Consider the following 12,247-nt stretch of genomic DNA (forward strand, 5'->3'; position numbering starts at 1 on the left):
GCATATTACTTGATCAATGACCGTGAAATTTTGAACTTTTATCTTGTCTGATAAGCGCCAAGATTCATTGGAGACAAACATGAAGTACGCACATAACATCTCGCTGGAAACCAAATGGGTGCCGGAAAGTTCTGACACACCTTTATCTTATATTTTGGAGCTAACGAATGATGGTGAACACACCATTAGTGAGTTCAAACTGTGTTTTAGCGGGCCAGCGCGTATTGATCCGCTCGCAAAAATTGACGGCGCTAATTTAGATGTTCGATTGTCTAATCACACGCAATTATCTCCTCCGTCGGGTTTTGAGCTAGCCCCCGGTGACAAATGGACTATTACTGTGCATGGATTGAGCTATCCGCTGCGACATTGGAGCGATGGAGCGAATACAGCCTATCTCGTTTTGGAACATGAAAATATCGTGCCTGTCGATGTTTCTCCCACTCAGGCAGTCGGCAATAATGAAGCTCTGCTTAAGGGTGCCGCACGTTTTCCTGTACCTGAAAAAACACCAGTTGCCGTGTCAATTATTCCATGGCCGAATTCAGTTTCAATAGAAGGTTCTCGTTCAGTACCTCAAGGTTTGGAATTGCAGCCGAATAGCGAAATGTCCGAGGCCGCAGCCCAGAATTTTACCACACTGGCAACGCGTCTTTTTCCGTTAGAGGGATTGGTGCGGGATGCGGCAGAGGGCGGCTTTCCCGTGCGCTTTGTAGATGAAAAAAATCTCGCGCCAGAAGCCTACGTAATTGAATTTTCAGAGAGTGATGTCGAGGTTCGTGCAACAACCCGCACCGGTTTTTTCTACGGGCTAATCACACTTGGTCAAATTCTAAGGGGCGCCCGCCAACACAAGAAAAACTTTGTGTTTCCTACCGCTGGTAAAATCGAGGATGAACCAAGCCATCGTTGGCGTGGAAGTCACCTTGATGTTGCACGGCAATTTTTTAGTACAGCTGAGGTCGGTCAGTTTTTAAGCATTATGGCGTGGAATAAGTTAAACCGGTTTCATTGGCACCTATCAGATGATGAGGCATGGCGTATCGAAATTGATGCCTATCCTGCACTGACCGAAATCGGCGCATGGCGCGGCCATGGATTGGTCATGCCACCTCTTTTGGGATCCGGCCCAGAGCGCTCCGGTGGCTACTATACGAAAAACAACATTCGCGAGCTTGTAGCGCAGGCTGATAATTATGGCATCATGGTTGTGCCTGAGGTGGATATACCCTGCCATAGTTACCCGATATTGCGGTCGGTTCCCGAACTTCTGGACCCCGACGAAACTGGGACCTATTACTCTGTACAGGGCTTTCCCAATAATTGCCTGAATCCTGCTCGTGACGAGACTTTTCAATTTTTGGAAACTGTTTTCGATGAAATTATAGAATTATTTCCATCAAAAATAATACATATTGGGGCTGATGAAGTGCCGATTGCAGCATGGTCGGGTTCCCCGCAAGCATTGGCGATGTTGTGCAAGTTGGCTGGTGATGCGGTTGCAGATGGGCACGCAAAACTAACCAACACAATAAGCAATCATGAGGGGGCAGATGAGATTGATGGGTCCGGTGCTGCTATTTTGCAGGCTGCTTTTTTAGAGCGCATACAAACGTTTTTGGCCTCTCGTGGTTGCGTAACGGGCGGTTGGGAAGAAGCTGCCCATGGGGATGTGATCGAAAAATCGGAATGCTATTTGGTCGGTTGGCGTTCCGTTGAAACTTCTGCTTCCCTCGCAGGTGCCGGATATGATGTTGTCGTATCTCCCGGCCAGCGATATTATCTGGATATGGCCAATAGCACTGCTTGGTCGGAACCTGGTGCGGGGTGGGCTGGTTGGTCTGGTCCTGAAGAAACCTATATGTTCAATCCGACTGAAGGTTGGACAGATGCGCAACGTAAACAATTACTCGGAGTACAAGCGTGTATATGGTGTGAATCCATGACGGACAGGGCAATTTTCGACAGATTGGTTTTTCCAAGATTATCGGCCATTGCTGAAGCAGGCTGGACGCAGCACGAACGAAAGTCATGGCCGCGGTTTAAAGTTCTGGCGGGCATGATGCCTATACTTTATGGAAACTGGGCCAAGTAACTGGGTCAAGTAACTGTTCTGTAAGATGAGATCTTTGGGACTACGCCAATTCAATCGTAATTCATTGAATTATCTGTTGCCGTATTATGCTTAATGTTTAAGCTGGAGGATTGAGCTAATTTAGCATTGGGAATCTATTGTCGTGAAGCTACCCGGTGAGCAAGCCCACCGGGTAGACATATGTTATCTTAGATTAAACCGTCTGTTGAACTCCAGACTTCTTCATCAAGGAACCAGATACCATCGATATCTTCGTATGTATCAGTACCATATTGATCGCTTGATGATGTCATTGTTCCATCGTCGTTTTTGGTAAAGATATAATCTGATTTTGAACCTTGCAAATCAACCTGACTGTAATTCTCCGTCTGGCCAACAAAAGTCTGATCATCCTCTGTACCGATAAATGGGTTATGTTCTCCCTGATCGACTTCATCATTGCTGAATAGATCATTAATCGAGTACCATTTGTCTTCACCAGAGAACCAGATTCCATCAATATTATCTAGCGTATCAGTGCCGTGATCCGGGGTTATTACGGTTATTGTGCCATCATCATTTTCCGTAAACTGGAATTGCGAAGCTTTACCTAAATAGTCCACCTGATTGTAGTCGCCACCTTTGCCATCAATGTAATCATTACCTTTTGATCCGACAAATACATCTAACCCGTCGCCACCTACAAGATAATCATCGTACTTGGTACCGTGTATAGGATCGCAACTGTTGCCATCTGTATCTCCGCTTCCGCTACCAGAACCTTTGCCACTTCCGCTTCCACTACCGGAACCTTTGCCGCTGCCGGAGCCACTACCTGAGCCAGAACCGGAGCCTGAGCCCTTGCCGCTACCAGATCCAGAACCGTTGTTCTGCCATGGATCCTGCCACGGATCGTTGTGTCCGCCGGAACCAGAACCAGAACCTTTGCCACTTCCGCTTCCACTACCGGAACCTTTGCCGCTGCCGGAGCCGCTACCTGATCCAGAACCGGAGCCTGAGCCTTTGCCGCTACCAGATCCAGAACCGGAGCCTGAGCCTTTGCCGCTACCAGATCCAGAACCGTTGTTCTGCCATGGATCCTGCCACGGATCGTTGTGTCCGCCGGAACCAGAACCTTTGCCACTTCCGCTTCCACTACCGGAACCTTTGCCGCTGCCGGAGCCACTACCTGATCCAGAACCGGAGCCTGAGCCCTTGCCGCTACCAGATCCAGAACCGTTGTTCTGCCATGGATCCTGCCACGGGTCGTTGTGTCCGCCGGAACCTTTGCCGCTGCCAGAGCCGCTACCTGAGCCAGAACCGGAGCCTTTGCCACCTTTTGATCCACTGCCATGATTGCTGTCATCATAGCGGGGATGATTACCCCAATTGTACCAGTTAAAAATTTTGTCGCTATTATAGGCCATCGTGACACCTCCAGTTCTTATGAGGTATCTCATCTACATCAAATAAGGGGGTGTGTGGAAATTGACCGATTTTAACCTTAAAGATTAAACTTAACTAGCCGGATTTTATTCAAATTTTAAATTTAACAACGGTCATCTTTGTTGTATAAATTGAAGGTGTTATCTATTCTGATAGATGTAGCTCAAGTTTCTTTGCGATATTATCAATCCAGACACGACAATCTTTTATTCTTTCATTACACCCTATAGAACCATTAGTAAGTCGGATTGCTCTATTTAAGAGCCGTGTTACTTCAGGTGGTGTTACGCCAACTTTATCGCCTGCCAAACATTTTTCGCGATCCCACCATTTACCTTCTTGCATCTTGTACTTTATTGCCAGTCGAAGCCGGAATGCGATTTGTATGAGAGATGCGATGGGAAAATATGTGTAGGCCTGGTCGGTAGACATACCACCAGCAAATTTTGGCAGATATTGTTCAATCAGTTTTGCCTCATTTGGAAAATCAATCATAGTCCATTCATCCATCATGAGGCAGATAAAGTCATCTAGAGCATTGCGTCGACCGCAATCTTCCCAGTCAAACCAGTATATTTTATCATTATACTTAAGTGCATTACCTGGACGTGAGTCCCATTTGACAAAATCCTGATGCTTATTCTGATAGGCGGCTTGCAAAAAATGTGGATCAATTTGAGGTAAAGGAATATCAAGTTTTTGAGATATGGTGGCCATGTTCCCGACTCTACGAGCAAGCCAGTCCGGTTTTGCGCCAATTTTTGGGACACGATGTTGCAAATTTTCCTGATGAGCAAAGTCACGGATTATAAGAAGCGATGTGATAGAGCTCTCTAGCAGTTCAACACGCGCACTCATCTTTGTCTGATTGTTCATTGTTACTGGCACTCGAGCCCCAGATAAGCATTCTTGAATTAACCAGCGGCCAGATCGGGCAATAAATTTGGGTACGTGCCCGCAAGGTGATAATGTTTTAAGAACGATTGCTTCAAGTTGCGCATCTGCTTCCCTTTCACGTTTCGCAAGTACGTATAGCTCATTCGAAATTTCAGCAACAAATGCTGCTCGGTGTGCTCCGCCTGGAAATGCTACACGTGTTGGTGATTGGTCGAACACGTCTTTTGTTAGACGTTCAATCTCTTCAATGCGAGCGTCATCCAAGCGGTCCTTCGCATTCGTATTTGGTTTCGTGTGCGGCAAGAGTTCTAACCTTACTGTATCTCAAAAGAGTTTGCTAAATTGATTCTCAATGACGAGTATAAACAACAGTGTTGCTTTAATCTAAGTTATTGAGAGACTGAAAATCAATAATCAATGCATCGATCGTTATGTTCAACATCACAATATCTGGAGATAAAAGCAGCGAAAACCGCGGCAATAAATCAATATCAAGGGAGCTTGCTGATTTAGAAGGTCACACCGACGAAATAGCGATTGATCTATAAATTATATTCTGTGGTCGACGCAGATGTATTTTGCGATTTTGATATGAAATCATACAACTTTATTGAGCAGGATGCATGTTTCGGCGCTGACAATACCCGGGATTTTATCAATTTTGAACAAAACTTCATCAAAATGCTGCAAGTCGGATGTTTCGGTTTGGGCAACTAATCCCCATTTTCCATTCGTGGTATAAAGGCTGATGACTTCCGGTATTTTTCGCAAATGTCGCTGGACCAGTTCCGATTTTAAGCCTTGAACCTCTATGTTGGTGATGGCGTGAACTATATTCGCTTCGGCCATTGTTGCGATTTGTACTGTGAATTTTTGAATTGCTCCCGATTTCAATAATTTGTCTATTCGCGCTTTTACCGTAAGACGTGAAATGAGAAGCGTTTTTGCAATCGAGGTGATTGGAATCCGACTATCATGTTTTAGCAGGGTGATGATTCTTCGATCCATTTCATCAATTTTTACGGCATCAAACATTATGATAATTTTCTATATAAATTGTATATAATATTAGACTTATTATACAATTTTCTGGCTCGTTTTCCAGCTTTATTCTCAGTAAGGTATGAAAAACAGGAATTATCATGTCGCCAAAACATTATCACATTATCGGCGCCCCTATTCAGGAAGGCGCCAGCCAGGCAGGTTGTCTCATGGGACCGGATGCGCTTCGTACGGCCGGATTGATCGATGTTCTCAAAGAATTGGGTCATCAAGTAACAGATGCTGGAAACGCCCGCTTGGATAGTTTTAAGCAGTACACCCACCCTAATGAAGCAATAAAAAACTTAAGTGAAGTCGCGAATTGGGCGAAAAACTTACAAAATATTGCGCGCTCTGCATGTACTTTTTGTGATGTTCCCATCTTCCTCGGTGGTGACCATTCAATGTCGATTGGAACTGTTTCCGGTGTTACAGAATATGCTAAATCACTAGGGCAGCCGCAATATGTATTATGGTTGGATGCACATCCCGATATGCATAGCCTTTCCTCTACCAAGTCTGGTAACCTCCACGGTACTCCAATTAATTATCTACTTGGGCGAGATGGATTTGATAATATTTATCCGAAGCTAGCTGCGCCGATTGAGCCTGAGAACCTCTGTTTTATAGGGTTGCGATCAGTGGATGTTTCAGAACGTGAACTTATCAATGAGCTACCTATTGAAACTTATGATATGCGGCGTATCGATGAGATCGGAATTAAATCTGCGCTCAAATCGTTTCTTGAACGTGTTCATACAGACAAGGGGCGACTGCATGTCAGTTTTGATGTTGACTTTTTAGACCCCAGCATTGCCCCAGCTGTTGGTACAACTGTGCCAGGCGGTGCGACTTTTCGAGAAGCTCATTTGGTTATGGAAATGCTTTTCGAAAGTGAACTAGTTACGTCCATAGATATGGTTGAGCTTAACCCTTTTTTGGATGAACGTGGGCGGACGGCCCAGCTAATGGTTGATCTTTGCGCTAGCCTGACAGGCCGCAATGTTCTTGATCGACCTACGACTAGATATTAATGGAGTTATAGATGTTTAAGAGACCACCTCAGCCTTCTGAGCTTGCGATGGTGCCATTCGTAAGTGTCGCTGATATGATGCGGATTGTTCACCACATCGGTATTCGTAACGCGATTGCTGGGATAGCATCTTATATTGAAAGTGATTTCAAACGCTGGCCCGATTTTGATAAAACGCCACGTGTGGCAGCCCATTCGTCCGACGGGGTTATCGAACTTATGCCAACATCTGATGGTGAGCTTTATGGGTTTAAGTATGTTAATGGGCACCCTGCGAACATGGCGCGCGGGTTTCAAACCGTTACTGCATTTGGATTACTGGCAAGCGTTGATAATGGTTACCCTGTCATGCTGTCGGAAATGACGGTTCTAACCGCGCTTCGCACAGCTGCAACATCTGTGCTTGCAGCGAAATATCTTGCGCCGGAAAATTCAAAGACAATGGCACTAATTGGCAATGGAGCACAATGCGAATTTCAAGCGTTGGCATTTCAGGAGATTATGGGCATTAACAGTATTCGCCTTTATGATATTGATCCAGCTGCCACTGATAAGGTTGTGCAAAATCTATCTTCAACAGGTTTGAACATCAAGGTTTGCAGGTCTTCAGAAGAAGCAGTACAGGGCGCCGATATTATCACGACGTGCACTGCCGATAAACAATATGCGACCATTCTAACGGATAATATGGTTGGGCGCGGACAGCACATCAACGCTATTGGTGGTGACTGTCCGGGCAAAACGGAGCTGCACAAAGATATTCTATTAAGGTCGGATATTTTTGTTGAATATCCGCCGCAAACCAGAATTGAAGGTGAAATTCAACAGCTAGACGATGATTACCCGGTAACTGAGTTATGGCAAGTTATCACAGGTGAAGTCGTGGGCCGTAAAGATGATAATCAGACCACGCTTTTTGATAGTGTTGGTTTTGCAATCGAGGATTTCTCTGCTCTTCGGTATATCTACGATCAGCTTTCAGAAACCGGCTATTTTTATGATCTGGATATGATTGCTGACCCTGATGATCCAAGGGATTTGTATGGGATGTTAAACCGAGCTAAACTCTAGCAAGTGTTCGGACCAAGTTAGTGATTGTAGCCTAAAAGTTAAGACGATCACGCCATTTGTAAAATAGGACTGATGGCGCCAGAAACCATGGATTGCCGCTATACAGTGTGCGTGTTGGAAATGGGATTTCACTAAAACCTGTTACATTTGGCAAGTTGCCAGCTGCTTGCTGACCGATTTTCATTCCCAAATAACTTGCCATGCCTACACCTGAGCCGCAATAACCCATCGCATAATATAGCCCGTTCTCATTGCCAGCGTGCATCATTGAGTCGAATGTAAAACCGACTAACCCAGACCATGAATGGCTAATGCGGACGTCTGCCAGCTCGGGAAATATGCGAATAAGTTCATCTCGTAGCAATGGTCCGGTTTGTTTTGGGTCGGTCTCACTAAGACAGACCCGCCCGCCGAAAAGAATACGTTTTCTGTCAGGAGATGGCCGATAATAATAGACCAATTTTCGCGTATCCGACAAGATGCGATCTGTTGGCATTAATTGATCTATTGTATGCTTCGGTAATTCCTCTGTTGCAATAATGTATGACCCAATTGGGATAATGCGTCTTTGCTGCCATGGTGTTAACGTGCCTGTGTATCCGTTGGTGGCGATGATTACGTTCCCAGCTCGAACTTGACCCAAACCAGTGGATAATTGAAATCCGTTCTTCTGTCGTTCAATGTTGGTAACTCGGCAATGTGATATGATCTCTGCACCTGCCTTGCGCACCAAATTCAACAGGCCTTTGTGGTAAAGACCGGGATGAATACTTGCATGATGGGGGTAAACAGCACCGCCATGATAGACGTCTGTTCCAAGTTCGCTATGTTGTTCTGCCTTGGTTACAACATAGGCGTCCGTTTTTACAATCCCCGTGACATCCTCGCATTCTTTGGCAAGCCTTTCATAGGCGCGAGGAGTATGAGCGGCGTGAAAGCGCCCCGGTGTTTTGAACTCGCACTCAACATCTTCCTCAACCATAAAGTTTTTCATGTAATCGAGTGAAGCTTGCCCCTCGCGCATGATATTTGTTGCGATCGTCGTTCCATACTTCCTGCGAAGTTTTGAGAATGACGGCTTGATGGATGTTGAAATTTGCCCGCCATTTCGACTGCTTGCACCGAACCCCAAAGCTTCTGCGTCTAGCACAAGCGTTGATTTGCCAGCGCGCGCAACCTGCAATGCGGCTTGTAATCCAGTGTAGCCAGAACCAATAATAACAACATCGGCGGATTGCGGTAGGTTCTGCGTTGTTTGCTGCTCAAGAGATGCAGCATCCCACCAAAAAGGTTGAGGTTTAAAATCATCGGTAAACACATTCATTTATGATCTTCCAATATCAAATCAGCACCCTTTTCACCCACCATGATTGTCGGCGCATTGGTATTTCCTGAAGTCAGTGTCGGGAAAATGGATGCATCCACAACGCGCAAGTTTTGTACGCCGTAAACTCGTAAGCGCTGATCGACGACATCACGTTTAGGATCACTACCCATTTTGCATGTGCTGACTGGATGGAATACTGTTCCAGCCCTTGCTCTTATGTCATCTATAAATTCATTATCGTTTTGTACCTCTGGACCAGGTGAAATTTCTCTTTCAATGATCTCTTTAAGAGCCGGTGCTTCGGAGATTTTTCGTATGAACTTTGACCCTTCCAGCATCTCTTGAATATCGTAGTCTGTGGCAAGGTAATTGGGATAAATTACAGGTGCATCGGATGGATTGATGGATTTGATTTCCAGATGTCCGCGGCTGGTTGGGCGGGTCGGTTGATATCCTAATAAAAAACCTGAGAATGGGTCAGGATTCATCAATGGGCGCTTGCCTGGCGGAGCTTTGGTATAGCTGACTGGCGAAAAGAATAGTTGCATATTCGGTCGGGTTAAATCCGGGCGAGTTCGAACAAAACCGCCACCTTGATTCACGCCTGCCGATAAGGGACCGCCACGCGTTAAAACATAACGCATTCCCTGCCATAATTTGCCATGCCATGAATGTAGTTGGTCATTCAGTGTTGGTACTTTTGAGCGATATATAAAATCCAGACCAAGGTGATCTTGTAGGTTCTGTCCTACGCCCCTAGCGTTGTGAATGACGTCAATGCCCTTGGATTTCAAAAACTTTGCAGGACCAATACCGGACAACTGCAAAATTTGCGGGGAGTTGATTGCACCTGCAGAAAGTATGACTTCATGTTTTGCAAATGCTTGTCTGATCTTACCATTCTGGTTGTATTCCACACCGATTGTGCGCGTGCCATCAAATAAAAGCCGTGATGCCATTGCCTTCTTTATAATGTGCAGGTTTTTCCTTTTGTTTACTGGGCGAATATAAGCGCGCGCTGTTGACATGCGCATGCCGTCTTTCATGGTATTTTGATATGTGCCGATCCCTTCCTGCTCAGCACCATTAAAGTCAGAATTATGCGGGATTTGTATTTGTTGACCCGCTTGAATAAAATTTTGACAAAGCGGATGCAGATGTTTGTCCATTGTTGCAACGTGAAGGGGGCCGGTCTCGCTGCGAAAATCATCCTGTCCCTTATCATTTTGCTCCGACTTTTTAAAATATGGTAGAACATCAGACCAACCCCAGTTGGTATTTCCCATATTTTTCCAGTCTTCGAAATCTTCCCTTTGCCCTCTAATATAGACCATCGCGTTGATGGAACTTGAACCACCCATAACCTTGCCGCGCGGCCAATAGGATACGCGGCCATTTAACGCTGCATCCGGCTCGGTTTCATACATCCAGTTTACACTGCGGCGATAGAAGGTCTTGCCGTAACCTATTGGCATCCAAATCCAAAAATTTAGGTCACTGCCACCGGCTTCGAGCAACAAAATCTTATATTTTCCGTTCTCACTTAAACGATTGGCGAGAACGCACCCAGCTGACCCAGCGCCTACAATTACAAAATCAAATTCCGGCATTTTACTTAGTCCGAAGATTTATCGCGTTGAATGACAACACTGATCAGAGCGAGGAAACCAGAGCCGACAATAAGGAAAAATGATACGGCATTTAGTACTGGCGTCGAGCCAACTTTTGCCATTCGGTCGAACATTGTGATTGTAAGTGGAGATTCTGACCCGACAAGGAATAATGTCGTGTTGAAATTCTCAAATGAAACCAGAAACGCAACTATGCCCGCAGCGATCATTGCCGGTCTTAAATAAGGTAAAGTAACAGAACGCAATACTTGCATTCGGCTGGCACCAAGGTTGAGTGCAGCCTCTTCCATTGTGTAATCAAATTTCTTCAGACGTGCGGTAATTATCAATGAGGTTATCGTCGTAACAAAGGAGAATTGTCCCAGAACGACGAGAATGATGCCAGGTCTGAGAAATTCGAGTTCAAAGTTGAATTTATCTTCAAGGCCATTTGCAATGTTGCTGGCCATGACAAGGATAGAAATACCCAAAATCACACCCGGAATAACCAGTGGTAAAATCATCAGGATATACAGGAAGTTCTTGGCAGGGAAATTTCCTCTTACAAACAAAAATGCATTGCAGGTGCCGACAAAAACAGACAGCGTGGAGACAAAGAAGCCAATGATGGCAGAGTAATACAACCCGCGGAGCAACCGCCTGTCATGAAACATCCCGAGTTTTGGTTCACTGTCATTAAAAAACCAATCCAGCGTAAAGCCTTGCCATGGGAGCGCAGGGAACAAGGAATCGTTAAATGCAAAGCTACCCGCTGCGACTAAAGGCGCTGCAAGGAATATGAAGAAGGCGATGACATAAAGTCGATATCCTAAAAGGAATGCCTCATTTTTTGTTGATGATGCCATTGTTTTGCTCCTCAACTCTTCGCAACTGTGTTGGCAAGTGTTTGCCCAGTAAGTTTAAGGCCAAGCCAAATAACCAGTGATGTGAACGCGAGTAATAAGAAACCAAACGCTGCGCCAGACTCCCAATTAAAGCGTGTGATAAATTGGTCGTAAATTTGTTCAGTAAACCAGCTGGAATTTTTGCCACCCAGAAGAATTGGGGTAAGGTAACTACCTGCTGTCAACATAAACACCACAATGCAGCCGGATACGATACCTGGCATCGCATACGGAATGATAATTTTGCGCAAGACAGTTCGACCATTGCCACCCAAATTATAGCCGGCTTCAATCATAGCGTCATCCATACCGTCTAATGTGGATACGAGTGGAACGATCATAAATAAAATAACCGTATAAACGAGACCAACGACAACGGTGATGTCGTTATAAAGAAATTCAATCGGCCCGCTGACTATCCCACTCCATTGTAAGAAAGTGGAGAAAACGCCAGTTTCACGAAGCAATAGGATCCAGCCAAATGCGCGAATTAGATCGCTCACCCATAAGGGGATCAGACACAACAAAAACAATGCGCCGCGAGATCTTCTACCTGCTATTTTGGCGATGTAATAAGCAATCGGGAAACCGATAATCAATGCGAGAACTGTGACTAAAAGCGACATACTTCCGGTGCGTAACAATGTGTTCCAGTAGATAGGCTCATGAATGAAGTCGATGTAATTGCCTAATCCGAATTCATAAACACGGGGCGCAACTTTCTCACGTAGGGATAATACAACCATACCCATATGCGGCACTATGATCAGAAGAAGAATCCATAAGGCGAATGGTGCAAATAGCAAGATCAGGGAAAGACGTTTTATGTCACTTTGCATGATC

10 protein-coding genes are annotated in these 12,247 nt (G+C 45.3%); 3 read left to right on the top strand and 7 right to left on the bottom strand.

Translation table 11 applies throughout. From position 1 onward, the window contains the following. Nucleotides 1-79: 79 nt before the first annotated feature. Entirely contained in the window at nt 80-2,095 is a 2,016-nt protein-coding gene (locus tag AB2J24_RS00380; protein ID WP_367384031.1) for a beta-N-acetylhexosaminidase, read from the top strand. Between the two features lie 188 nt (nt 2,096-2,283). Here the strand turns inward: AB2J24_RS00380 and AB2J24_RS00385 are convergent, their stop codons facing one another. From AB2J24_RS00385 to AB2J24_RS00395, 3 genes are all read right to left on the bottom strand, one after another. Further along, complete coding sequence (locus tag AB2J24_RS00385) at nt 2,284-3,501, bottom strand: hypothetical protein (RefSeq protein ID WP_367384032.1); 1,218 nt, start codon at nt 3,499-3,501, stop codon at nt 2,284-2,286. 163 nt (nt 3,502-3,664) lie between these two features. Continuing rightward, the gene (locus AB2J24_RS00390) at nt 3,665-4,720 is read right to left on the bottom strand and encodes a hypothetical protein (RefSeq protein WP_367384033.1); all 1,056 of its coding nucleotides are present in this window, start codon (nt 4,718-4,720) and stop codon (nt 3,665-3,667) included. 294 nt (nt 4,721-5,014) lie between these two features. Continuing rightward, entirely contained in the window at nt 5,015-5,452 is a 438-nt protein-coding gene (locus AB2J24_RS00395) for an Lrp/AsnC family transcriptional regulator (RefSeq protein ID WP_367384034.1), read from the bottom strand. Between the two features lie 107 nt (nt 5,453-5,559). Between AB2J24_RS00395 and rocF the strand changes: the two genes are divergently transcribed. Both rocF and AB2J24_RS00405 read left to right on the top strand, forming a co-directional pair. Continuing rightward, nucleotides 5,560-6,492 carry an arginase gene (gene rocF, locus AB2J24_RS00400; RefSeq protein ID WP_162652836.1) on the top strand — a complete coding sequence of 311 codons (933 nt, stop codon included), beginning with the start codon at nt 5,560-5,562 and terminating at the stop codon, nt 6,490-6,492. Between the two features lie 11 nt (nt 6,493-6,503). Next, the gene (locus AB2J24_RS00405; protein ID WP_162652835.1) at nt 6,504-7,562 is read left to right on the top strand and encodes an ornithine cyclodeaminase; all 1,059 of its coding nucleotides are present in this window, start codon (nt 6,504-6,506) and stop codon (nt 7,560-7,562) included. A gap of 31 nt (nt 7,563-7,593) precedes the next feature. Here the strand turns inward: AB2J24_RS00405 and AB2J24_RS00410 are convergent, their stop codons facing one another. Genes AB2J24_RS00410 through AB2J24_RS00425 form a run of 4 tightly spaced genes read right to left on the bottom strand, consistent with a single transcriptional unit; the run spans nt 7,594 to nt 12,243 of the window. Then, a complete protein-coding gene (locus AB2J24_RS00410; protein WP_367384035.1) occupies nt 7,594-8,886 on the bottom strand; it encodes an NAD(P)/FAD-dependent oxidoreductase in 1,293 nt (430 codons plus the stop codon). Further along, on the bottom strand, nt 8,883-10,499 hold the full coding sequence (locus AB2J24_RS00415) for a GMC family oxidoreductase (RefSeq protein ID WP_367384036.1): 1,617 nt from the start codon (nt 10,497-10,499) through the stop codon (nt 8,883-8,885). The genes AB2J24_RS00410 and AB2J24_RS00415 overlap by 4 nt, the downstream gene beginning before the upstream one ends. Before the next feature lie 5 nt (nt 10,500-10,504). Then, nucleotides 10,505-11,365: an ABC transporter permease gene (locus AB2J24_RS00420; protein ID WP_367384037.1), complete on the bottom strand. Its 861-nt coding sequence runs from the start codon at nt 11,363-11,365 to the stop codon at nt 10,505-10,507. Nucleotides 11,366-11,376: 11 nt separating this feature from the next. After that, nucleotides 11,377-12,243 (bottom strand): ABC transporter permease, encoded by an 867-nt coding sequence (locus tag AB2J24_RS00425; RefSeq protein WP_162652831.1) that lies wholly within the window; start codon nt 12,241-12,243, stop codon nt 11,377-11,379. Nucleotides 12,244-12,247: the final 4 nt, after the last annotated feature.

Origin of the sequence: Lentilitoribacter sp. EG35, from assembly GCF_040784015.1 — a bacterium.
GTDB lineage: Bacteria > Pseudomonadota > Alphaproteobacteria > Rhizobiales > Rhizobiaceae > Lentilitoribacter.

Excerpts from the sequence above, each read along its gene's own strand:
- AB2J24_RS00420 (WP_367384037.1), bottom strand. The coding sequence starts at position 11,365 with ATGGCATCATCAACAAAAAATGAGGCATTCCTTTTAGGATATCGACTT.
- AB2J24_RS00415 (WP_367384036.1), bottom strand. The coding sequence starts at position 10,499 with ATGCCGGAATTTGATTTTGTAATTGTAGGCGCTGGGTCAGCTGGGTGC.
- rocF (WP_162652836.1), top strand. The coding sequence starts at position 5,560 with ATGTCGCCAAAACATTATCACATTATCGGCGCCCCTATTCAGGAAGGC.
- AB2J24_RS00405 (WP_162652835.1), top strand. The coding sequence starts at position 6,504 with ATGTTTAAGAGACCACCTCAGCCTTCTGAGCTTGCGATGGTGCCATTC.
- AB2J24_RS00380 (WP_367384031.1), top strand. The coding sequence starts at position 80 with ATGAAGTACGCACATAACATCTCGCTGGAAACCAAATGGGTGCCGGAA.
- AB2J24_RS00410 (WP_367384035.1), bottom strand. The coding sequence starts at position 8,886 with ATGAATGTGTTTACCGATGATTTTAAACCTCAACCTTTTTGGTGGGAT.
- AB2J24_RS00395 (WP_367384034.1), bottom strand. The coding sequence starts at position 5,452 with ATGTTTGATGCCGTAAAAATTGATGAAATGGATCGAAGAATCATCACC.
- AB2J24_RS00425 (WP_162652831.1), bottom strand. The coding sequence starts at position 12,243 with ATGCAAAGTGACATAAAACGTCTTTCCCTGATCTTGCTATTTGCACCA.
- AB2J24_RS00385 (WP_367384032.1), bottom strand. The coding sequence starts at position 3,501 with ATGGCCTATAATAGCGACAAAATTTTTAACTGGTACAATTGGGGTAAT.